21 protein-coding genes are annotated in these 22,835 nt (G+C 32.7%); 19 read left to right on the plus strand and 2 right to left on the minus strand.

Annotation, left to right across the window (positions count from 1 at the left end; genetic code table 11):
• Positions 1-45: 45 nt before the first annotated feature.
• Complete coding sequence (locus tag ACODH8_RS02915; RefSeq protein ID WP_332466101.1) at positions 46-2,193, minus strand: LTA synthase family protein; 2,148 nt, start codon at positions 2,191-2,193, stop codon at positions 46-48.
• Between the two features lie 216 nt (positions 2,194-2,409).
• Between ACODH8_RS02915 and ACODH8_RS02920 the strand changes: the two genes are divergently transcribed.
• Genes ACODH8_RS02920 through ybaK form a run of 3 tightly spaced genes read left to right on the plus strand, consistent with a single transcriptional unit; the run spans position 2,410 to position 4,874 of the window.
• Positions 2,410-3,594: a class I SAM-dependent rRNA methyltransferase gene (locus tag ACODH8_RS02920; protein WP_332466102.1), complete on the plus strand. Its 1,185-nt coding sequence runs from the start codon at positions 2,410-2,412 to the stop codon at positions 3,592-3,594.
• Positions 3,595-3,613: 19 nt separating this feature from the next.
• Positions 3,614-4,417 carry a type I 3-dehydroquinate dehydratase gene (gene aroD, locus ACODH8_RS02925; protein ID WP_332466103.1) on the plus strand — a complete coding sequence of 268 codons (804 nt, stop codon included), beginning with the start codon at positions 3,614-3,616 and terminating at the stop codon, positions 4,415-4,417.
• Positions 4,374-4,874, plus strand: a complete 501-nt coding sequence (gene ybaK / locus ACODH8_RS02930; protein WP_332466233.1) for a Cys-tRNA(Pro) deacylase — start codon at positions 4,374-4,376, stop codon at positions 4,872-4,874. The genes aroD and ybaK overlap by 44 nt, the downstream gene beginning before the upstream one ends.
• Before the next feature lie 26 nt (positions 4,875-4,900).
• On the opposite strand, the gene ACODH8_RS02935 is transcribed toward ybaK, so the two are convergent.
• A complete protein-coding gene (locus ACODH8_RS02935; RefSeq protein WP_332466104.1) occupies positions 4,901-6,175 on the minus strand; it encodes an NAD(P)/FAD-dependent oxidoreductase in 1,275 nt (424 codons plus the stop codon).
• Between the two features lie 141 nt (positions 6,176-6,316).
• Between ACODH8_RS02935 and gdhA the strand changes: the two genes are divergently transcribed.
• The 16 genes from gdhA to ACODH8_RS03015 all read left to right on the plus strand — a co-directional run bounded on the left by gdhA (position 6,317) and on the right by ACODH8_RS03015 (position 22,797).
• Positions 6,317-7,666 (plus strand): NADP-specific glutamate dehydrogenase, encoded by a 1,350-nt coding sequence (gene gdhA / locus ACODH8_RS02940; RefSeq protein WP_332466105.1) that lies wholly within the window; start codon positions 6,317-6,319, stop codon positions 7,664-7,666.
• A gap of 120 nt (positions 7,667-7,786) precedes the next feature.
• Positions 7,787-9,139 carry a glucose-6-phosphate isomerase gene (locus ACODH8_RS02945; RefSeq protein WP_332466106.1) on the plus strand — a complete coding sequence of 451 codons (1,353 nt, stop codon included), beginning with the start codon at positions 7,787-7,789 and terminating at the stop codon, positions 9,137-9,139.
• An 85-nt stretch (positions 9,140-9,224) separates the two neighbouring features.
• A complete protein-coding gene (locus ACODH8_RS02950; RefSeq protein ID WP_332466163.1) occupies positions 9,225-9,902 on the plus strand; it encodes a type II CAAX endopeptidase family protein in 678 nt (225 codons plus the stop codon).
• Positions 9,903-10,005: 103 nt separating this feature from the next.
• Positions 10,006-10,443: an OsmC family protein gene (locus ACODH8_RS02955; RefSeq protein WP_332466164.1), complete on the plus strand. Its 438-nt coding sequence runs from the start codon at positions 10,006-10,008 to the stop codon at positions 10,441-10,443.
• Between the two features lie 554 nt (positions 10,444-10,997).
• Entirely contained in the window at positions 10,998-11,327 is a 330-nt protein-coding gene (locus ACODH8_RS02960; protein ID WP_332466165.1) for a hypothetical protein, read from the plus strand.
• 119 nt (positions 11,328-11,446) lie between these two features.
• Positions 11,447-12,268, plus strand: coding sequence for a hypothetical protein (locus tag ACODH8_RS02965; RefSeq protein WP_332466166.1), 822 nt, complete (start codon positions 11,447-11,449; stop codon positions 12,266-12,268).
• A 132-nt stretch (positions 12,269-12,400) separates the two neighbouring features.
• On the plus strand, positions 12,401-13,738 hold the full coding sequence (murC, locus tag ACODH8_RS02970) for a UDP-N-acetylmuramate--L-alanine ligase (RefSeq protein WP_332466167.1): 1,338 nt from the start codon (positions 12,401-12,403) through the stop codon (positions 13,736-13,738).
• 36 nt (positions 13,739-13,774) lie between these two features.
• Positions 13,775-14,248 (plus strand): MaoC family dehydratase, encoded by a 474-nt coding sequence (locus ACODH8_RS02975; RefSeq protein WP_332466168.1) that lies wholly within the window; start codon positions 13,775-13,777, stop codon positions 14,246-14,248.
• Positions 14,238-14,924, plus strand: a complete 687-nt coding sequence (locus tag ACODH8_RS02980) for a Bax inhibitor-1/YccA family protein (RefSeq protein WP_332466235.1) — start codon at positions 14,238-14,240, stop codon at positions 14,922-14,924. Before ACODH8_RS02975 ends, ACODH8_RS02980 begins: the two co-directional genes overlap by 11 nt.
• A gap of 113 nt (positions 14,925-15,037) precedes the next feature.
• A complete protein-coding gene (gene polA / locus ACODH8_RS02985) occupies positions 15,038-17,689 on the plus strand; it encodes a DNA polymerase I (protein ID WP_332466169.1) in 2,652 nt (883 codons plus the stop codon).
• A gap of 50 nt (positions 17,690-17,739) precedes the next feature.
• Positions 17,740-18,579, plus strand: coding sequence for a DNA-formamidopyrimidine glycosylase (gene mutM / locus ACODH8_RS02990; RefSeq protein WP_332466170.1), 840 nt, complete (start codon positions 17,740-17,742; stop codon positions 18,577-18,579).
• A gap of 2 nt (positions 18,580-18,581) precedes the next feature.
• Entirely contained in the window at positions 18,582-19,184 is a 603-nt protein-coding gene (gene coaE, locus ACODH8_RS02995; protein WP_332466171.1) for a dephospho-CoA kinase, read from the plus strand.
• Positions 19,185-19,323: 139 nt separating this feature from the next.
• Positions 19,324-19,797: a transcriptional regulator NrdR gene (gene nrdR / locus ACODH8_RS03000; protein WP_332466172.1), complete on the plus strand. Its 474-nt coding sequence runs from the start codon at positions 19,324-19,326 to the stop codon at positions 19,795-19,797.
• Positions 19,798-19,806: 9 nt separating this feature from the next.
• The gene (locus tag ACODH8_RS03005) at positions 19,807-21,219 is read left to right on the plus strand and encodes a replication initiation and membrane attachment family protein (protein WP_420517493.1); all 1,413 of its coding nucleotides are present in this window, start codon (positions 19,807-19,809) and stop codon (positions 21,217-21,219) included.
• A complete protein-coding gene (gene dnaI, locus ACODH8_RS03010; protein ID WP_420503675.1) occupies positions 21,219-22,151 on the plus strand; it encodes a primosomal protein DnaI in 933 nt (310 codons plus the stop codon). The genes ACODH8_RS03005 and dnaI overlap by 1 nt, the downstream gene beginning before the upstream one ends.
• 88 nt (positions 22,152-22,239) lie before the next feature.
• Positions 22,240-22,797 carry a YceD family protein gene (locus tag ACODH8_RS03015; RefSeq protein WP_332466175.1) on the plus strand — a complete coding sequence of 186 codons (558 nt, stop codon included), beginning with the start codon at positions 22,240-22,242 and terminating at the stop codon, positions 22,795-22,797.
• The last annotated feature ends 38 nt before the right edge of the window (positions 22,798-22,835 follow it).

Here is a 22,835-nt window from a genome sequence, read left to right on the forward strand (position 1 = left end):
TGAATAAAAAAGACTTTAGCATGAAAACTAAAGTCTTTTTTTATATTATTCTTCTTTTGTTGTTGTTGAAGTTTTAGTCTCGTCTTTTTCTTTAGGACCATAGTAATCTTGATATGTTCTTGTTTCGTACATATCTTGAGTAGATTTATTACCATGTTGAGAGAAGACGCTTGTTGATTTGTCACCTTTATCTTTTTCAATTTGAAGTAACTTATCTAGAGAATTTTTATAATCATAATCATCTGGATTAACAGGTTCTAAACCACTTTCAGTATAGAATCGTAGTAAATCACCATTTGTTAAGGCATCTGACATGGTTAATTGAGTGCTTGATTTCTCTCGAGCAAACTCAACTTCAGCTGCTTGTTCTTCAGTTAACTCAGTTAATAATTCACCTGTTTCGTTCAAGTAAACAGATTGTCCAATAACGGTATATTTAGGTGTTACGAATGTCCCGTTTCTGAAGGCAACAATTTGATCACGATCTTCAGCGAATAAATCTTGTCCTAATTGGATGTAGTTAGATGTATCAATACCTAATAAATGTAAAAGAGAAGGTAGGATATCTACTTGTCCACCATAAGTTTCAGAAATTTTACCATTGTTTTGTCCAGGAATATGGAACATAACAGGAACACGTTGCATTTGAGCATCATTCCATTCATTCCAGTCATCTTTAGACTCTCCAACTAGTTCAGCTAAGTATTTGTTTCTTGAGTTTGAAATACCATAGTGGTCACCGTACATAACGATGATTGAATCTTCATAAAGACCACTTTTTTTCAAGTAAGTAAAGAATTCTTCTACGGCTTTATCTAAATAATTTGCAGTTGCGAAGTAGCCATTAATAGTTGGATCTGGTGTATTAGCTACAGGGAAACCAGCTTCATCTCCTTTAAATTGAGAATAAGGATAGTGGTTTGTCACAGCAATAAATTTAGAGTAAAAGGGTTGTTGTAAATGTTCTAAATATTGAACTGATTGTTCCATAAACGGCTTATCGTGTAAGCCATATTGGAATGAATTATCAGACGTTACATCATAGTAACTAGCGTCAAAGAAATACTCATAACCTAAATGCTTATAAGTTTCATTACGATTCCAGAATGCTCCACCATTTCCGTGGAATACAGCACTTGTGTAACCAGCTTCTTGATTTAAGATAGCTGGAGCTGCTTGGAAGGTGTTTTTATCACCTAGTTGAGTAAATAGTGGTCCTTGCCCAAGACCGAAAAATGAATTTTCTAACATTGTTTCAGCATCACTTGTCTTACCTGATCCAACTTGATGGAAGGCATTACTAAAGCTATATGTTTCATTTGAATGATATAGACTGTTGATAAATGGTGTTACTTCATGTTCCACACCATTTTCATCTTTTAATTTGTAATCAATTAAAAATTGTTGGAAACTTTCTAAATGAATATAGATAACATTTTTTCCTTTTGCAATTCCAAATGTATCAGGATTTGGAGTTGGTTGATGTTCTTTAACATAGTTTTGTACATCAACTAAATCATTTTCACTGGCTTGAGCACGACGTTGGTTAGCGTGATAAGTTTGAACACCATCATAAACAGTAAAAACGTTCATACCTAAATATTTAACGATGTGGTCACGTGAGAAAGTTCTTTTTAATAATTCTGGTCTGTCCATCTCAGCTAACGTTAAGTTTGCCGCAAATAAGAAGACAGCAAAACTTGTAATAGCTAATGAAGTTCTTGCTTTAATTGGTCGTTCATCAATTTTGATTTTTTTAAATCCAAGTAATCCGATAATAACAATTAAGTCAATCCAGTAAAGAACGTCGTATGGTCTAAACATACGTAGAGCACTTTCTCCTAAACCAGAAGAAACTTTACCAGCTCCTAACATAGTATTAACTGTAATGAAATCAGAAAACTCTCGGTAGTAAATGACATTTGAGAATAATAGTAAATTTGTTAAAGCAGCGATCACAATTAGTGATATATAAGCTGTTTTTGGTCGCTTGACATAAAGTGCAGCTGAAAATAAAAACAGCGTCGAAGCGATGGGACTTAGAAATAAAATGAAGTATTGAAAAGGATTTTCAATTCCTAAGTTAAAATCTACTAAGTAGGCCATGATATTTTTTACCCAAAATAGTATGGCTAAAAGACTAAAAAACCCCAACCTCGTATTTAGTATATTTTTATAGTAATTATGTTTCACATTAGACTTCCTTTCTATATTCCAACCCTTGTTTATTAAATCCGTAGTAAATTAAACATACTATCATATTTTACCTTCTTAAGAAATGGGTGTCAATTAGAAAGGTATTAGAAATAAGGAAATCAGACTTTAGTCTAGGGCAAATAATTGTGGCTCACATTGAAAGAAACTGATATAGTAGATAATGAGAAGAAAATATTAGAAAAGGGCATTTAAATGAGACAAATAAAAATTAATAATAAAGCATTAAACAAATTTAACCAAAAATACCCGTTAATTCATCAAGAAGATCTATTCTTAGAGAATAAATCCATAGAAAATGAATCAGAATGGGTCAAATTTGTTTCTCAGTCAAATTATTTTGTAGGATATGGCTATTTAGGTCAACAAAACAAAGGATTAGGTTGGATAATTAGCTTTGATGAAACTAAAGAAATTAACAAAGAATTAATTAAAGACATAATGAGTAAAGCATTTGATAAGAGAAAACATTTTTTTAAACAAACAGAAACAACAGCTTTTCGTTTGTTTAATGGTGAGGGAGATGGATTTGGTGGTTTTACGATTGACTGGTACGATGGTTACCTAGTCATTTCATGGTATAACGAATCCATTTACGGGTTTAAACCATTACTTTTAGAAGCCATAGAAGAAACACTACCAAACATTAAAGGGATTTATGAAAAAATAAGATATAAAACGGATGAGTTACCAGAATCACAATTTGTTTCAGGGAAAGAGGCTAGTGAACCATTATTAGTTAAAGAAAATAATGTGACTTATGCAACTTATATGAACGAAGGTTTAATGACTGGTATTTTTCTAGATCAAAAAGAAGTTCGTGGGATGTTAAGCGAAGGGCTAGCTAAAAATAAAACAGTACTTAATATGTTTAGTTATACAGGAGCGTTTTCAGTTGCTGCTGTAGCAGGTGGCGCGTCTGAAACAACGAGTGTGGATTTAGCTAAACGAAGTCTAGAAAAAACACAAGAACAATTTTCGGTTAATCAAATGGATTTAGACAAACAAAGAATAATTGTTATGGATGTTTTTAACTACTTTAAATACGCTACTAAAAAAGGGTTAAGCTATGATGTTGTTGTTCTAGACCCACCTAGCTTTGCTCGAAATAAGAAAAAAACATTTTCAGTTGCAAAAGATTATAGTAAGTTAACGACTGAAGCCGTAGAAATTTTAAATAAAGATGGTGTATTAATAGCTTCTACTAATGCAGCTAATGTTCCTTTTGATAAATTCAAAAAAATGGTTGAAAAAGGAATAAACGAGACAGGGCGTAGTGGGCGATTAACGAAATCATTTAGACTACCACAAGATTTTGTTGTGTCTCAAGAGTTTAAAGATGGGAATTACTTGAAAGTACTAGTTTATGAAATAGATTAAAAGATGGGAACGATATAGTATGTCTAATTTGAAGGTAAGAAATATAACACTAGGGGCAGGACAACCAAAAGTTTGTGTCTCATTAGTAGCAAATAATTTTGAAGAATTATTCGCCGAGGCTTTAAGAATTAGTAAAATGGATTGTGATGTGATTGAATGGCGAGCAGATTATTTTATGTATATCAATGACATTTCGTTTATGAGAAAAGCTGCTTATTTTATTCGCTATGCAATAGAAGATAAACCTTTAATATTTACGTTTAGAACGCTAGCAGAAGGTGGCGGGCAAGATATTGAGTTAGATTACTATTTTGAACTTAATAGATACATGGTTCACACTGGTTTAGTTGATATTATTGATATTGAGTTAGCTAAACTTTTAGATTATGAAACAGACTTAATCGAATATGCTAAAAAGAATAACGTTAAAGTATTATTATCAAGTCATGATTTCGACAAAACACCATCAACAGCAGAATTAACTGAAACAGTTTATGACATGAGACATTTAGGTGCAGATATTTGTAAAGTGGCAATGATGCCCCAATCAATGGACGATGTTTTAACAATACTAGAAAGTTCAAATAAAGTTAATTCGGAGAGAGAAGATATTCCGTTTATTTTAATTGGAATGGGTGAAAAAGGTCGTTTAACACGATTAACTGGTGAGTTATTTGGTTCTGTTTTAACTTTTGCTTCTTCAGATAAGTATGCAACTGCTCCAGGACAAATGGCGATTCCTGAACTTAGACAAGGGTTAGATATTATTGGGAATAGAAATGAAGGTGCTTGTTTTGGTAAAGAAAAAACCACTAAAAACTAATGCAGTTAGATTTTTAGAACAAAAAAAAATCCCTTTTACTTTAGCTGAGTATGAAGTAGTAGAAAATCATCTAGATGCGAAAAGTGCCGCAAAGGGGATGGGGATTTCTGAAAACACTATTTTCAAAACGCTAGTAGCTGTTGGGAACAAGACGGGCCCAATAGTCGCTGTTGTACCAGGAGATAAAGAATTAGACCTAAAAAAAATAGCTAAAGTGAGTGGCAATAAAAAAGTTGAGATGCTTCCCATGAAAGAGTTAGAGCCTTTAACAGGTTATGTCCACGGTGGCTGTTCTCCAGTAGGGATGAAAAAACAGTTTCCAACCTTTTTTGCTGTTGAAGCAGAAGAATTGGACATCATTCGTTGCTCAGCAGGTATGAGAGGCCTACAAATAGTAATTAATCCCAATGAATTAATAAAATTATTAAATAGTAAATATGTTGATATAACAGAATAAAAAAACGCCCAGTTTAGGGCGTTTTTTTAATATTTGAAATAACTTGAAATTTCAGCAGCGTGTTTACCTGCAACATGTCCTGTTACAAAGGCCGCTGTAATGTTATAACCACCAGTATAACCATTAACATCTAGTAATTCACCAGCAAAGAAAAGACCGTTAACAAGTTTACTTTCCATAGTTTTTGGATTAACTTCTTTTAGATGAATTCCACCACCCGTTACAAAAGATTTATCTAATGGGTAGGTGTCATATCCTGTAAATGAAAAGTCCTTAACAATAGTAGCAAAATCATTTTTCTCGTTATCAGTTAGTTGTTTGAGAGGTTTATCTAAATCAATCGAAACTTGTTGAAGTAGAAAATCAAGGTATCTTTCAGGTAAAATATTTTTCAGACCATTTTTAACAGATTTATTGCCTGAATCTGTTATTCTTTCTTCTATTAAATGAATCATATCTGAGTGACTTAATTTGGGTAAGGCATCTAAACTGAGATGAACATCTCCATAATTTTTTTCTAGTTCTTTGTTGACGAACATACTACATCTAAGTGCAGCAGGACCAGATACACCAAAGTGGGTGAATAATAAATCCATTTCATGTTCAACAATAAGTTTGTTTTTCTGATCTAACACAGATAATTTAATGTCTCTTAAAGATAAGCCTTGTAAAGTTTTTTCTGTAACAAAAGAATCTTTTGACTTAATAGGTGATTCTGTTGGGAAAAGAGGAGTTACTGTATGACCCAGTTTTTTTGCTAATTTATACCCATCTCCTGTTGAACCTGTATACTGAAATGTTTTTCCACCAGTTGTTAAAATAACGCAAGGTGCTGAATATTCTTTTCCGTCTTCAGTAATAACACCAGCCATCTGTCCTTCTTTTTCAACTAAAGATTTAACTGTTGTTTTTAATATAAAAGTTACACCAAGTTCTTTAAGTTTATTCGAAAGGCCTTCAATAATCGCTTTAGACTGATTAGCGACAGGGAATAGACGACCGTGATCCTCTTCTTTTAGTGGAACCCCATTTGATTCGAAAAACTCCATAATATCGTAGTTGGTAAATTGTGAAAAAGCACTATATAAAAATTTACCGTTACCAGGGATAAAATTAATGATCTCTTCAGGCGGACGATTATTTGTTACATTACAACGCCCACCACCAGTTAATCGTAGCTTTTTACCTAACATTCTATTTTTGTCTATTATAGCAACGTTTGCTCCGTTTTCAGCAGCGGAAATAGCAGCCATCATACCACTTGTTCCACCACCGACAACAATTACGTCAAAATTTGTCATTTAGATGACCTCCTTATTTGCGTTTACTATTCTATCATATTTTAATCCAATAAATAAATTTAAAATATTCTGACAAATTAAGTTGAATTTTGAAAAAATTGAGCTATACTAAATTTATTAAAAAATAAAGGGCGTGTTTACATGACAGAAGTAAAACAATATTTAGAGAAATTAGAAACTAATTTAAAAGAAAAGTATCCTGAACAAAAAGAATACTTACAAGCTGTTGCTGAGTTTATGGGAACAATCTCTCCATTCTTAGAAAAACGTCCTGAGTACGTAGAAAAAAATGTCTTAGAACTATTATTGATTCCAGAAAGAATTATTGAATTTAGAATTCCTTGGATGGACGATCAAGGTGGATGGTGTGTGAATACTGGATACCGAGTTCAATACAACTCTGCTCTTGGACCGTATAAAGGTGGTTTAAGATTCCATCCAACTGTAAACCAAAGTATTATTAAGTTTTTAGGATTTGAACAAATTTTTAAAAATAGTTTAACTAGTTTACCAATTGGTGGAGGAAAAGGCGGGAGTGATTTTGACCCTAAAGGAAAATCTGACGGAGAAATCATGCGTTTTTGCCAAAGCTTTATGCAAGAATTACAAAAATATATTGGGCCGAATGAAGATGTGCCAGCAGGGGATATTGGTGTAGGGGCTAGAGAAATTGGTTACATGTTTGGTGAATACAAACGTCTAAATGGTTATCAAACAGGCGTTTTAACTGGAAAACCTTTAGCTTATTGGGGAAGCCTAGGGCGTAAAGAAGCAACTGGATACGGATTGGTTTATTTTGTACAACATTTACTAAATGATCGAAATGATAGCATTGAAGGTAAAAAAGTACTTGTTTCTGGAAGTGGAAATGTGGCTATTTATGCTGCTGAGAAAGCCCAAGAACTAGGAGCAACCGTTTATGGCTGTTGTGATTCTTCAGGTAGTATCATTGATCCTGATGGCTTAGATTTAGATTTAGTTAAAGAGATTAAAGAAGTCAAACGTGGACGAATCAATTCATACCTAGAGAATCGTCCAAATGCCGTCTTTTATGAGAATACTAATATTTGGGATATTGATTTTAAATATGATATTGCTTTACCGTGTGCGACACAAAATGAAATCCCTGTAGAATCAGCTAAAAAATTAGCGGAAAATGGTGTTCAACTTGTGGCAGAAGGAGCTAATATGCCAACAACTTTAGAAGCTCTTGAAGTGTTAAAAGAAAATGCTATTATTTATTGTCCAGGAAAAGCAGCAAATGCTGGTGGAGTAGCAGTCTCAGCATTAGAGATGGCACAAAACGCACAACGTTTACCATGGACTTTTGAACAAGTTGACCATCAACTAAATCAAATTATGAAAAATATTTATGAAACATCACGTCAAACGTCTCTTGAGTACGTAGGAGAATTTGACTTAGTAGCTGGAGCAAATATTGCTGGTTTTGCTAGAGTTGCAGAAGCAATGGTTAGCCAAGGATTGGTATAGACGTCTTTGTTACAGGTAACAAGTTTTTCTTTTTTCAGAAAATAGATGTGAAACAATCTAAAAAATGGTAGAATGTAAGGGTATTATAGTGAGCAACACTTAAAATATAGGAGGATGGTTATGTCACATATTAGTTTTGATTATTCTAACATTGGTAAATTCGTAGGTGAACACGAGTTAGGATACATGCAAGCTGAAGTTAGTGCAGCGCATAAATCATTAATTGAAGGTACAGGTGCAGGTAGTGATTATCTAGGATGGATTGATTTACCTGTAAATTATGACAAAGAAGAATTTGCAAGAATTAAAGAAGCAGCTACAAAAATTCAATCTGATTCAGAAGTATTAGTTGTCATTGGTATTGGAGGGTCTTATTTAGGAGCGAAAGCTGCAATTGATTTCCTAAATCATTCATTCTATAATTTATTAGATAATGAAGAAAGAAAAGCACCACAAGTCTTTTTTGCTGGAAATAGTATCAGCTCTTCTTACTTAACAGACTTAATCCACATTATCGGTGATCGTGATTTCTCAGTAAATGTTATTTCTAAATCAGGAACAACAACTGAACCAGCTATTGCTTTTAGAGTATTTAAAGAATTATTAATTAAAAAATATGGTAAAGAAGAAGCGAATAAACGTATCTACGCTACAACTGACAAAGAACGTGGAGCAGTTAAAGTAGAAGCAGATGCTGAAAATTGGGAAACTTTTGTTATTCCTGATGATGTTGGTGGACGTTTCTCAGTTCTTACTGCAGTAGGTTTATTACCAATAGCAGTAACTGGAGCAAACATTGATGATTTAATGACTGGAGCAGCTGATGCTCGTACTGCTTATAGTTCAGATGACTTAGCAACAAACGAAGCTTATCAATATGCTGCATTACGTAACGTTTTATACCGTAAAGGAAAAGTAACTGAGTTATTAATTAACTATGAGCCAAGCTTACAGTACTTCTCTGAGTGGTGGAAACAATTATTTGGTGAGTCAGAAGGTAAAGACCAAAAAGGAATCTACCCATCAAGTGCTAACTTCTCAACTGATTTACACTCATTAGGTCAATACATTCAAGAAGGACGTCGTAACATCTTTGAAACAGTTATCAAAGTAGATAAAGCTCGTCACGACTTAACAATTCCTGAAATGGACTTAGACTTAGATGGCTTAGGATATATTCAAGGGAAAGAAATTGACTTTGTTAATACAAAAGCTTTTGAAGGAACTTTATTAGCTCATACTGATGGAGACGTGCCAAACTTTGTTATCACGATTCCTGAAACAAATGCTTACACATTAGGTTACTTAATGTACTTCTTTGAAATCGCAGTTGGTATCTCAGGGTACTTAAACAGTGTGAATCCATTTGATCAACCAGGAGTAGAAGCTTACAAGAAAAATATGTTTGCTCTTCTTGGTAAACCAGGATTTGAAGATTTAGCTAAAGAGTTAAACGAACGTTTAAATAAATAATAATAGGTCTAAGGGGATTTTTTTCGTATACGTTTAAGTGTACAAAGAATTTTCTTAGGCTTTTTTTATAAAGAGGAGAAGTTACATGGAAAAGTCGTCAAAAAGTTATTGGAAGTTAGGGTTAAGTTTGGTGAAAAGTTTATTAATATTAGTTATGTTAAGTATTTTATATGGTTTACCTGACATGTTATTATTTTTTCCTATGCCAGATATGATTATTGCTTTAGTCCAAACGATTATTAATATTTTTATCATTCGATTTTTTATCAACTATTATAAAAAAGGCATTAATAAAAATGGTTTTAAGGTTAATCGTGTATCCCCAACCAAAGAAATTATTTTATTTTTAATAGCTATGTACATGATTGTTATGGGAATGGATTGGGTTTTCAACAATTTATTTACTATTGAAACACCAGAAAATCAACAACTAATTGAAGAATTGTTTTTAAGTGCTCCTATTTCTATGGCTATTTCAGGAGTGATTATTGCTCCGATATCAGAAGAATTAATTTTTAGAGGTATCTTTTTTAATTTGTTTTACAAGCCAGAAGCAAAATTTGGAAAACTTTTCATTATATTAAGCAGTGCTTTAGTATTTGGTTTGATTCATGAAACAAGCCCGTCTTTAAGTTTAATCTACTATTCTGTTATGGGTGCTGTTTTAGGTTTAACCTATCTTTATACAAAAGATATTAGATATAGTATATTTCTTCACTTTGTTAATAACGCTGTTGCATTTGGAGTAATGTACTTACAATAATAGAAAATACCTATCTTTAATGTATTATTTTTCACAAACGATGGGAAACGGTACCTATATGTGATATCTTTAACTTGTAAACGAATTCAAGGGGGAATATCAAATGGCAGTTGAAAAATTTGAAGCAGTAGTGGAAAGTGTATCAGGATTGAAAGTATCATGTAAATCAAGAGAGTTTGAGTTCTTTTTAGATGAGCCAAAAAGTTTAGGTGGGACTAATGTTGGGATGAATCCTGTTGAAGCGCTACTGAACTCATTAGGGGCATGTAAAGTAATCGTTGCTAAAAGTTTTGCTAGATTACATAAAATGAAAATCAATAGCATTCGTATTGAGTTAGAAGGAGAATTGGATACAGATGGTTTTATGGGGAAAAATCCTGATGCTAAAGTAGGATTCTCTAAAATTATTACTAATTTCTATATAGATGCTGATAACACAGACGAAGAGATAGCTGCTTATGTCGATTTTATTAATCGTACTTGTCCAGTAGCTGATACGATTGAAAATGCACCAGAAATGGTTTCTAACATCATTAAATAAATAGTTAATAAAAAGAGATAGCGTTGTAAGTTGCAAACTTATGACACTATCTCTTTTAAATTGACGATAGCCACTATTATTTATTGATAATAATAGTGGCTATCTGATTAGATTGTATTTATATGTAAAGCGTTCCTAACTATTGCTCAATTGAATATCATTTCTCGTTTAAGTGATGCAATCCCTACCTCTAATGCTCATTGCAGCTCTTTAGCTGCGCCAATGTAAATAAACTTCTTAAAAATAAAACTAAATTTTGCTTATAAATAAAATTAATGTAGTTTAAATATAGCATGACGCATTTTAAAAAGCAATTTTTACAAGAAATCTTAACAAAAAGGTAATGATTTGACATACTTGTTACAATCTTGTTTTTATCAACAATATCTTAGAAAAGTTAAAGAAGAAAAAAGTGAAAGCCATTTTTTTAATCATAACTTATTTTTTTGAGAAATATTTAAAATAAATTCAAATAAAATAATTCACAATAACAGAAAATTTTGTTATAATTCTGTTCGTGGTAAACGTGGTGAAAATAGAAGGAAGGTGTAATTATGGCTAACAAAAGCGGACAAGGTAAATCAAAATGGATTCTGATATCAGTATTGATTCTTTATGTTGTGGAATTAGTATGGTTTTTCTATTCACAAATTGTTAGTAAACTCCTTAATGGACAAGCTATTGATTTTCAATCAAAAGAACTAGCAATTATTTTAATACTTGTGTTACTTGCAATAGTGATTTATTTCGTATTGAAAAAATCCAAAAAAATCGGTGGCGTACTTATTTCAGTTCTAATAGGAAGTGTCTTTCTTTTTGGTGTTGTTGCCCCGTTATTAGATGTGTATATCCCTGTAATTTGGAAAATTTTTAAAGGATTCTAAAGGAATCATGAAAGATGTTGAATAAATCAACATCTTTTTTTTATTATTGTTCATTTCTTGTTTTTTTCTTAAGTAGATTATGATAGACTAGACTCAGTGAACTAAAAGGAATGATAGCAATGTTAAATCTTTCAGATAAAAGACAACATTTTCGTTTTCCAGCCTATGATGATGAAATAGGCGTAAAACTTGTAAAAAACAATAAAAGAGAATTTTTAAAAGATATCTTAGATGACGGCTTTGTTTATAAAAAACAAGAGTCTAATTTAGGTAGCCGAAAAAAGAATGAAATAAATAAAATAAAAACATTAAATATTGATCCGATTGATATGGTAGATGAGCCAGATTATTTTGGTTATACTGAAAAAAATACTCCTGTTCAAGAGGAAATTAAAGCCATTCCAAGAGAGAGAACTGCTGTGTTTCTCCAGAAAGAAGTGAAAGTTGATCAAGAACGTAAAACGTTAAACAATCATACTTATGTAGAAACAAGCTCTAAAGAGTATGTCTCTCCTCAATCAACATTTTCAAATAATTTGGTTGAGACAGATACTTATGGCAATGCGAAATATAATAAAGTGGACCGCAAACGCTCAAAATTTGAATCTTCATACAACCTACCAGGAGCAAAAGGTAGTGGAATGTTTAAACCAAAACATATTCCTGCCTCTTTAATTGATGATAGTAATGAAAGACCAAGACATAGTCGTGACGTTATTGTAGATGAATTAAGAAAAGTTTCCAGTGGTGGCTTATTATTACTGGAAGATGATGTGATTTTAGATCCAATCATCGATCAAGTTGAAATGATTTCTGAGGAGAATACTGAATCAATTGGTACTTTCCCAGAAAAGAAAAAAAACCAAAGATTAGAAAAAACACTATCGGGTATCATAGCAGATGAAGGTAGCAGTGGGCTAGATAGTAATTATTTCGATTGATTGAAATGCTTACACGACTTGCTTTTTTCGTGTAAGTATTTTTTATTGATTATTTATAAAAACTGTATGATAATAATGGAGACATTTATTAAAGAACATTAAGAATAATGTACGAAGGAAAAGGGGATTTTTATGGAAATTCATAAAAATAAGACATATCATTTTGTCGGAATCAAAGGATCAGGAATGAGTTCTTTGGCATTGCTATTACATCAAAAAGGATTTAAAGTTCAAGGCTCAGATGTAGAGAAATATTTTTTCACACAAAGAGAGCTTGAGTTAGCAAATATTAAAATTTTACCCTTTAGTGAAGAAAACATTGAAGATGATTTAATTATAATTGCTGGAAATGCATTTCCAGATACTCATGAAGAGATTCAAGCCGCTTTAAAAAAAGGGCTTAAAGTGATTAGATACCACCGTTTCTTAGGTGAGTTTATTAATCTTTATACAAGTATTGCAGTAACAGGATCTCATGGTAAAACAAGTACAACTGGCCTTTTAGCTCATGTGTTATCAGGGATAAAACCAACTAGTTACTTAATCGGAGATGGTACAGGACATGGGGAAAAAGATGCTGAATTCTTTGCATTTGAAGCATGTGAATACCGTCGTCATTTCTTATCATATAAACCAGATTATGCGATTATTACAAACGTTGATTTTGATCATCCAGATTACTACGAAAGCATTGATGATGTTTTTAGTGCCTTCCAAACTTTCAGTGAAGGTGTCAATAAAGGGATTGTTGCCTTTGGAGATGATGAGTACTTAAGAAAATTAAAATCTGATGTACCCGTTTATTATTACGGCGTTAAAGAAGCAGATGATTTCCAAGCGAAAAATATCGAAAGAACAACTGAAGGTTCTAATTTTGATGTCTATCATAAAAATGAAAAAATCGGTACGTTTATGGTGCCGGCATTTGGCTTACATAATGTTATGAATGCTTTAAGTGTTATTTCAATTAGTTATTTAGAGGGCTTAGATATGACTTTAGTAGCTAAAGAAATGAAAACATTTAATGGGGTTAAACGTCGCTTTAGTGAGAAAAAAGTAGCAGATATGATTTTAGTTGATGACTACGCTCATCACCCAGCTGAAATTAAGGCAACCATTGATGCAGCAAGACAAAAATACCCTAATAAAGAAATTATAGCAGTTTTCCAACCGCATACGTTTACAAGAACAATTGCTTTAATGGATGACTTTGCGACGTCTTTAGATTTAGCAGATAGTGTTTACCTATGTGATATTTTTGGTTCAGCTCGTGAAAATGTAGGTGAAGTTAAAATTGAAGATTTAGGAAATAAAATCCAAAAAGGTGGTTCAGTCGTTAAGTTAGATGATATGTCTCCTTTATTAGATCATGAAGATGCAGTTGTTATTTTTATGGGCGCTGGGGATGTTCAAAAGTTTGAAGTAGCTTATGAACGTTTATTAGGTAATACCATTAGAAATAATATGTAATCTGATTGTTTAGAAGCAAGAAGGGTGTGGGAGAAGATGTTAAATCATCCTAAAAGAGTTGGGAAAACTATTACCGAGCTTAAAGAGGGCGAATATTTAAGTATTACTGAAACGATTGAAGATAGTCAATTGTTACTTTATTTAGGGTTAACTAATGATGCTAATCCACTTTTTATTCAACATCAGTATGCAGAAAAAACAGAATATGAAAAACCAATTGTACCTAGTATTATGTTAATGGGAATTATTTCGTCAGTTGTCTCAAAACATTTGCCAGGACCTGGTTCTAATATTGTTAATTTTTCTTTTAATTTAATTCAACCAGTGTATCATTATGAAACATTAACGTTTCATTTTGAAATCATTAGCATTGATGAAATGAAGGAAGTTGTGACGATTTCTGTAAAAGCTCACAATTATAATGAAGAGCGAGTTTTAGATGCTGTTGTTATGGTGAAACCAACAAAAATAAATGAAAATGAGGAAGTGACAGATAATGATGGACAATAATCAAAATGTTGCCAGTACAGCTGGTTTATCAAAATTTTATAGTAAGGTATATGGTTACTTAGGTGCAGGTATCATGTTAAGTGCCCTTACTTCTTACTTAGTGTTAAATGTTTTTGCAAATCAAGTATTTGGATTTCTATTTGCCAACCGATTAAATTTCTTTTTAATGTGGGGAGTTCAAATTGGATTAGTCATTTATTTAGGAAAAAATGCTTTTTCAAACTCAGGCAAATCATTTTTTGGTTACATTGCCTACACAATTTTAACAGGTATTACCATTTCAGCAACTATTGCTATGTACTCAGGTGCAGCAGTAACGATGGCGTTTGTAACAGCTGCAGGAACATTTATTGGTATGTCTTTAGTCGGTGTATTTACTAAAAAAGATTTAAGTGCTATGGGACATGCAATGTATAGCCTATTAATTGGTGCTTTTATTGCGATTCTTTTAAATGTCTTTTTCTTAAAGAGTGGTCCAGTTGATTTAATGATTTCATTAGCAATGGTAGTTATTTTTGCCGGTTTAACAGCTTATGACAATCAAAAAATTAAAGTTCTTTACCAACAAAAAGGTGAGACTGGTGCTTCTAACTTAGCTATTTATTGTGCGTTAACACTTTACTTAGACTTAGTTAACTTATTCTTATCCTTATTACGTATCTTTGGAAGAGACTAAAACAGATGCTTCTAGCTTTTGCTAGAAGCTTTTTTTGTCTTAAAGGTAATTCTTTTCGCATTGTGTCCTTATATTTGTTAGAATAGTTGAGAATAGAAGTTAGGAGTGTCGAGATGAGTAAAAATAAATTATTATTAATAGATGGCAATAGTATCGCCTTTAGAGGTTTTTTTGCTTTATATCAATCATTAGACCGTTTTAAGAATAGCAACGGTTTACATACCAACGCGTTATACGCCGTTCATAATATGTTAGAGAATGTATTAGAAAGAGAACAACCTACACATGTTTTAGTGGCTTTTGATGCAGGAAAAACAACTTTCCGTCATGGGTTTTATGACGACTATAAAGCAGGTAGAGCCAAAACACCAAGCGAGTTTAAAGAGCAAATGCCTTATCTAAGAGACTTAATCGAAGGATTAGGGATGAAACATTATGAACTTGCTGAGTATGAAGCAGATGATATTATTGGAACTCTAGCGACTCAAGCAGATCCAGAAAAATTTGATGTTGTTGTTTTATCTGGCGATAAGGATTTAACACAATTAGCAAGTGATAATATACGAGTAGATGTGACGGTTAAAGGAGTAAGTGAAATCGAATCTTACACACCAGAGCATATTATGGAAAAATATGGTTTAAAACCTAATCAAATTATTGATATGAAAGGTTTAGCGGGAGATCAATCAGATAATATTCCTGGTGTAACTAAAATAGGTGAAAAAACAGCGATTAAACTACTTAAAGAGTTTGAAACTGTTGAAGGTGTCTATGAGAACGTAGATGACATGAAAAAAAGTAAAATGAAAGAAAATCTTATTAATGAAAAAGAGATAGCTTTCATGAGTAAACGCTTAGCAACAATTCATACTGATTCTCCAATTGAAATAAAGGTGGACGATCTTGCTTTTAATGGGAAAAACCTAGATAAATTAATTCCTTTTTATAAAGAAATGGATTTTAATTCCTTTTTAGCGAAATTAGATTCAAGTTTTGTGGAACCGGAAGTAGAAAAGAAAACAGCAATTGAATTTAAAATTATTTCTGATATGACATCTGACATGTTCACAACAGATATGTCTCTTTATGTTGAAATGTTAGATGAGAATTACCATTTGTCTGAAATTGTAGGTTTGGCATTTGGGAAAGATGACACTTATTACGTGACAGATGATGTAACCTTATTAGATAATCCAATATTTAAAGAATGGTTAGAAAACGAAGAGTTAAGTAAAAAAGTTTTTGATACAAAAAGAACTGAGGTAGCATTAAATCGCTACGGAATCCAACTTAAAGGCGTTAAATTTGATATGTTATTAGGCGCTTATCTTTTAGATTCGACGAATAATAGTGAAGATATGGCTGAAATAGCTCAAAGTTTTGACTACTATGATCTTGATAATGATGAAGCTGTTTATGGTAAGGGAGTAAAAAAAGGACTACCTGAAGATGAAACTGCCCTTTTTGAGCATTTAGCTCGCAAAATAAGAACGATTGAAAACTTATATGAGCCAATCTTGCAAGAATTAGAAGATAAAAACCAAATTGATTTGTATTTTGACATTGAATTGCCACTAGCCCATATTCTTGGAGAAATGGAAATTGAAGGAATTACCTTAAATGCGTCAACTCTTCAAGAAATGAAAGGACAGTTTGCCACACGTTTATCTGAAATTGAACAAAAAGTTTACGAGGAAGCTGGGGAAGAGTTTAATTTAAATTCACCTAAGCAACTTGGTGTAATATTATTTGAAAAAATGGGCTTACCAGTCATTAAAAAAACGAAAACAGGTTATTCAACAGCAGTTGACGTTTTAGAGAAATTAAAAGGTGAATCACCTATTATTGAAGATATTTTATCTTATCGTCAAATCGCCAAAATTCAATCTACTTATGTTGAAGGATTACTTAAAATGGTATTTTCGGATAATAAAATCCATACCAGATATGTTCAAACCTTAACTCAAACAGGTCGATTGAGTTCTGTTGATCCAAACCTTCAAAATATCCCAATAAGATTAGAAGAAGGACGTAAGATTAGACAAGCATTTGTACCTCGTCATGATGATTGGCAACTATTTTCATCAGATTATTCTCAGATTGAGTTACGTGTCTTAGCTCATATCTCAGAGGATGTCCATTTAAGAGAAGCTTTTGTTGAGGGACAAGATATTCATTCAAGTACTGCTATGAGAGTTTTTGGTGTTGAAAAAGAAGAAGATGTGGATGGTAATTTACGCCGTCAAGCTAAAGCGGTTAACTTTGGAATTGTCTATGGTATTAGTGATTATGGTTTATCTCAAAATTTAGGTATTACTAGAAAAGAAGCTCAAACCTTTATTGATACTTATTTTGACAAATATCCTGGTGTTAAGACGTATATGGAAGACGTTGTACGTGAAGCTAAAGACAAGGGATATGTGGAAACTTTATACCACCGTCGCCGTTACTTGCCAGATATTAATTCTAGAAACTTTAATATTAGAAGTTTTGCTGAAAGAACAGCGATTAATACACCGATTCAAGGAAGTGCAGCCGACATTCTGAAAATTGCGATGATCCAAATTCATCAAAAATTAAAAGATGAGAACATGGAAGCCACTATGTTGTTACAAGTACACGATGAGCTTGTTTTTGAAGCGCCAAAAACTGAAATCCCTCGTTTGAAAGAATTAGTAGAAGAAACGATGGCTCACGCTGTGGAATTAGCGGTTCCTTTAAAAGCGGATAGTAGTTTTGGTGATACATGGTACGATGCTAAATAACAAATAAAGACTAACGATAAGTTAGTCTTTTACTTATGAGGAGGAGAACAATGCCTGAGTTACCAGAGGTGGAGACAGTCAGAAAAGGACTAGAGAACCTTGTTAAAGGAAAAACGATTAAAGAAGTTGCTGTTTATTGGGGGAAAATCATTGAATCTCCTGAAGTAGAACAATTTAAAACTGCTTTAATAGGTGAAACAATAGAAGAAGTCCATAGACGCGGTAAATATTTAATATTTAAATTAACTCATTTTGATATGGTGAGTCATCTAAGAATGGAAGGGAAATTTGAATTTCATCAGAAAACAGATCCTTTAATGAAACATAGTCATGTGTTATTTACTTTTACAGATGATACCCAGTTACGTTATTTAGATACTAGAAAATTCGGTCGCTTTACGTTACTTGATAAGGACACTTCGTCTGAATACAAAGGAATAAAAAAGCTTGGTCCAGAACCAATTGCCAGCGAGTTTGATATTAGACCTTTTGCAAGAGAATTGAGAAACAGGCATAAGGCTATAAAACCATTATTGTTAGACCAGATTCTTGTCACAGGGCTAGGGAATATTTATGTGGATGAGGTTTTATTTCGCTCACAGATTCATCCTGAACAAGAAGCTAACACTTTAAAAAAAGATGAAGTTATCAGGCTGCATCAAGATATAATCGATGTGTTAGGTGAGGCAGTTGAAGCAGGTGGAAGTACGATAAGAACGTATCAAAATGCTTTAGGAGATGCAGGGTCTTTTCAAGTATCCTTAAATGTGTACGGCTTAGCGGGAGAAAGTTGTCCAAGATGTGGAACTGAGATTTTAAAGAAAAAAGTAGCTCAGAGAGGGACTCATTATTGCCCTCAATGTCAAATTCATGAAGTAAGAGGAGATTAGCAATGACATATATTTTAGGGTTAACAGGTGGGATATCATCTGGGAAAAGTACTGTAAGCAACTATTTTTTAGAAAAAGAAATTCCTGTTATTGATGCTGATTTAGTAGCAAAAGAAGTTGTGGAGCCAAGAACACCAGGCTTAGCTAGAGTTGTGGCTCATTTTGGTTCGAAAATACTAACGCCATCAGGTGAACTAGATCGTAAAGCGTTAGGAAATATTATCTTTAATGATGGTCAAAAGCGAGAAGATTTGAATCAAATTCTCCATGGTGAAATTGGAGAGGTCATTGAAAAGAGAATTAATGATTTAAAACAAGAGGGGAAAGAGCTGATTGTTCTTGATATTCCGTTGTTGTTTGAAGCAGATTATGAATCTGAATGTGATGAAATAATGACTGTTTTCGTGTCAGAGGAAACGCAAAAAGAACGATTAATGAAACGTGATGACATTAATGAAGAGGCGGCTTTAGCTAAAATTAATAGCCAAATGTCACTTATTGATAAAGCGTTAAAATCAGATGTTATTATTGATAACGAAGGAACTATTGAAAATACATTATTACAAGTAGACAGATGGTTAAGTATTTTCCATCAGACAAGGTAAAAGAAGCGATTAGCTTCTTTTTTTGTTTTAGGTGTCAAATGTCAATCAGACTATACCTTTAAGGGGTTATCATGTTATAATAGGCCTATTAATAAAATGAAAATTAACTGAAAAGATAAAAATAGATGAGGTGAAACAGATGCAATGTCCAAAATGTCATTACAACGGTTCGAGAGTTGTCGACAGTCGACCTGCAGATGAAGGTAGAGCAATTAGAAGAAGACGTGAGTGCGAAGAATGTGCTTTTCGTTTTACGACGTTTGAAAGAGTTGAGGTTACACCACTTTTAGTTGTTAAGAAAAATGGTGCACGTGAAGAATTTAATCGAGACAAGGTCATGCGTGGAGTCGTTAGATCCGCTGAGAAAAGACCAGTGCCTTTAGATGAAATGGAAAAAATTGTTGATAACGTTGAAAATAGAATTAGAAATTTAGGTGAAAATGAAGTTTCAACAACATTAATTGGTGAGTACGTCATGGAAGATTTAGTCGATTTAGATGAGATTGCCTACATTCGTTTTGCAAGTGTCTATCGTCAATTTAAAGATATGAGTGTCTTTTTAGAAGAGTTACAAGAAGTCATTGATAAAGAGAATAAAGATTCAGGAAAGTGAGCGGTATAGTTGAGTGAAGCATGGGAAAAGTTAAAACCAAAAGATAAATTTTCAGTCATTAAGGCGTATCATGTTTCTGAAGCTGATTATGTCGTATTAAATATGCTCTACCAACCAATTGTAGGAACTGATGCAATTGGTTTCTTCAATTTATTGTTGATTGAAGAAAAGATAAATGGGGATAAAAGGTTACAACCGCATAGTGTCCTCTTAAATCAATTGGATTTAGGGATTCCACATTTCTTTGATGCTAGAAAAAAATTAGAAGCAGTTGGCTTACTAAAAACATTTGCTAAGCCATTAGAAGAGGCTAATCACTTTATTTATGAAATTCAACCTGTCATGTCACCAAGTAAATTTTTACATGATGACATTCTGTCTTTGTTATTGATAGATAGACTGGGGTATGAAAAAGTGGAAGATTTGAGTCTGTTTTTTCATTATGAACGAAAAGACATGGATGACTATATAGAAGTTACTAAGTCGTTTATGGATGTCTTTCAATTTGATTCATCTAGGTTGTCAGCTAAAGAAAATGAACTTTCAAAGGTAAAAGAAATTGTAACTGAACCATCAGTTAATACACCTATTACAGGTATTACACAAACCTTTGATTGGCAATTCTTTATGAGTCTTGTTGAAAGTTTACATATTGATAACAAGCAGTTACAAACAGATTTAAAACGAACTGTCGAACTGTTTCATCAACTATATGGAATTAACGAACTTGAAATGTTTGATTATGTGAAACAATCAATTGATTATGTCACTAATCGAGTTGTCGAAAAAGATTTCAAACAATTGATATACAAAGGGTACCATAGCAGAAAAAAACAAGAAGTAACTGCGAAAGTTGGGAACCTATCTCCAAAAGAGCAATTTACTGATACGGATAGAGCTCAATTAAGAATGAATACCTTACGTCTGACAGGTTTTTCTGATGACGAGATAAATGTCATTATTTCATGTGATACTATTGCTCCGTTACTCTTTTTAAAAGCCATAAAAACGCAAAAAGGCGGCTTTGTAAGTAGCAATGAAAGATTTACGATTGAAACCTTAAAGAAGCAGTCTAGTTTACCTGATAGCGTTATTAATATGTTGACGCATTATATGTTAGTTGTGCAAGATTTTGCTTCTCTTAATCAAAACATGATGATGTCTATTGCAAATGATTGGGCTCAAAAGAAAATATATTCACCTGAAGAAGCATTAAGTCAAGTGAAGAAACTTCAAGAAGCTAAAACAACTCCTAAGAAAAAGACTAGCAACTACAAAGGCAATCAAAGAAAAGAAACATTACCAGATTGGGCGAAAGAAGACGTTGTTCGTAAAGAAACACCTCTGTCAAAAGAGGAAGAAGCTTTTTTCCAAGAGCAGTTAAAACAACTTACAAGTAAAAGTAAAGAGGGTGATCGTTAGTGGAGAATATTGGTAAAGGAATTGAAAAAACTCTAAAGTCTAAAAATCTAACTGAAAAATTGGATAGTCTAATGGCTGAAGTGATGACCGATAAAGATGTACAGGCATTTATTTTAGAACATAGAGAAGCGTTAACTGATGATGATATTGTTAAAAGTTATGCAAAATTATATGAATTTGTTCAAGAGAAGAAAAAATTTCAATTAAAAGATCCAACAATGATTGCTCCAGGATATGAGCCGCGTTTATTTATGAATTTTCATTTTATCGATGTGACTTATGTCCCTACAGAACACTTATTAGAAAAACAAGCTCAAGCTGAAATTAGAAGCCGTGTGAAAGCTATGGACATGCCAAAAGATATTCGTGAAGCCAGACTAGATAAGTTTGAATTGACCTCAGAAAGAAAAGAAGCGTTTCAAGAAGCTTTTAAATTTATTAATGAGTTTGAAGATAACCCAAAAGCCTTTCATCAAGGTCTTTATTTACAAGGAACATTTGGTGTAGGGAAAACTTATTTATTAGGAGCTATTGCTAATACATTAGCTGAAAAAGGATATCAATCAACTTTAGTTCATTTCCCAACATTTGCTGTTGAGATGAAGCAATCTATTCAAAAAGATACTGTGGGTGAGAAATTAGATGCAGTAAAAAAAGCACCTATATTAATGTTGGATGACATTGGAGCCGATTCAATGAGTAGCTGGGTTAGAGATGACATTTTAGGTGTTATCTTGCAATATCGTATGCAAGAACAGTTGCCGACATTCTTTTCTTCAAACTTTAATATGCTTCAACTTGAAAATGAACACTTGCGAGTTAGCCAAAGAGGAGAAGATGAACCTTTAAAAGCAAAACGTATTATGGAAAGAGTTCGATTTTTAGCAAAAGAGATAAATATGATTGGTAAAAATCGTCGTTTGTATGATTAAAATTTCTTTCATGAAAACAACGTAAAAACTGATTGACAAAGGAATTACCTACTAGTATAATTATTTTTGTTGCTTAAGGGGTGATTAGATGAAATGGGCATTAGCAGAGTTAAACAAATTTAGAAATAGTCAAGTGGATTTTAAAGAAAGCATCGATTTAAAAGAGTCTCTACAAAAAAGAGAACCATCCATTATAGATATGGAGAAAATAGATGTTGAAGGTTTTATCCGAGTTGATTCAACAGGTTATTTGGCTCATTTTAGTGTGCAAACAACTATTACATTACCATCATCTCGTTCGTTAGAACCTGTTCTTGTACCTATATCATTGATTCTTGATGAAGAATATATGACAGAAGCGCAATTAAATGCGTTAGAAAATGTCAATGAAGATGATAAGGAGTTAATCATGCCTTTAGAAAAAGATTTAATTGATTTGACTGAGGCAGTGGAAGATTATATTCTATTAAATCTACCACTTCAAGTATTAACTGAGACAGAAAAGGAAACAACAGACTTACCAAAAGGAGACTTTTGGCAAGTATTATCTGAAGAAGACTTGAAGACACTTGAAGTCGAAGAATCAGAAACTAATATTGATCCTCGTCTTGCGAAATTATCTGAGTTATTCAAGGATGAAGCGTAAGATTGGAATATATGTGTTTTTGAAACACGTTTTTATCT

This window comes from Vagococcus fluvialis (genome assembly GCF_048815235.1).
Classification (GTDB): Bacteria; Bacillota; Bacilli; order Lactobacillales; family Vagococcaceae; genus Vagococcus.

Excerpts from the sequence above, each read along its gene's own strand:
- ACODH8_RS02920 (WP_332466102.1), top strand. The coding sequence starts at position 2,410 with ATGAGACAAATAAAAATTAATAATAAAGCATTAAACAAATTTAACCAA.
- aroD (WP_332466103.1), top strand. The coding sequence starts at position 3,614 with ATGTCTAATTTGAAGGTAAGAAATATAACACTAGGGGCAGGACAACCA.
- ybaK (WP_332466233.1), top strand. The coding sequence starts at position 4,374 with ATGAAGGTGCTTGTTTTGGTAAAGAAAAAACCACTAAAAACTAATGCA.
- ACODH8_RS02935 (WP_332466104.1), bottom strand. The coding sequence starts at position 6,175 with ATGACAAATTTTGACGTAATTGTTGTCGGTGGTGGAACAAGTGGTATG.
- gdhA (WP_332466105.1), top strand. The coding sequence starts at position 6,317 with ATGACAGAAGTAAAACAATATTTAGAGAAATTAGAAACTAATTTAAAA.
- ACODH8_RS02945 (WP_332466106.1), top strand. The coding sequence starts at position 7,787 with ATGTCACATATTAGTTTTGATTATTCTAACATTGGTAAATTCGTAGGT.
- ACODH8_RS02950 (WP_332466163.1), top strand. The coding sequence starts at position 9,225 with ATGGAAAAGTCGTCAAAAAGTTATTGGAAGTTAGGGTTAAGTTTGGTG.
- ACODH8_RS02955 (WP_332466164.1), top strand. The coding sequence starts at position 10,006 with ATGGCAGTTGAAAAATTTGAAGCAGTAGTGGAAAGTGTATCAGGATTG.
- ACODH8_RS02960 (WP_332466165.1), top strand. The coding sequence starts at position 10,998 with ATGGCTAACAAAAGCGGACAAGGTAAATCAAAATGGATTCTGATATCA.
- ACODH8_RS02965 (WP_332466166.1), top strand. The coding sequence starts at position 11,447 with ATGTTAAATCTTTCAGATAAAAGACAACATTTTCGTTTTCCAGCCTAT.
- murC (WP_332466167.1), top strand. The coding sequence starts at position 12,401 with ATGGAAATTCATAAAAATAAGACATATCATTTTGTCGGAATCAAAGGA.
- ACODH8_RS02975 (WP_332466168.1), top strand. The coding sequence starts at position 13,775 with ATGTTAAATCATCCTAAAAGAGTTGGGAAAACTATTACCGAGCTTAAA.
- ACODH8_RS02980 (WP_332466235.1), top strand. The coding sequence starts at position 14,238 with ATGGACAATAATCAAAATGTTGCCAGTACAGCTGGTTTATCAAAATTT.
- polA (WP_332466169.1), top strand. The coding sequence starts at position 15,038 with ATGAGTAAAAATAAATTATTATTAATAGATGGCAATAGTATCGCCTTT.
- mutM (WP_332466170.1), top strand. The coding sequence starts at position 17,740 with ATGCCTGAGTTACCAGAGGTGGAGACAGTCAGAAAAGGACTAGAGAAC.
- coaE (WP_332466171.1), top strand. The coding sequence starts at position 18,582 with ATGACATATATTTTAGGGTTAACAGGTGGGATATCATCTGGGAAAAGT.
- nrdR (WP_332466172.1), top strand. The coding sequence starts at position 19,324 with ATGCAATGTCCAAAATGTCATTACAACGGTTCGAGAGTTGTCGACAGT.
- ACODH8_RS03015 (WP_332466175.1), top strand. The coding sequence starts at position 22,240 with ATGAAATGGGCATTAGCAGAGTTAAACAAATTTAGAAATAGTCAAGTG.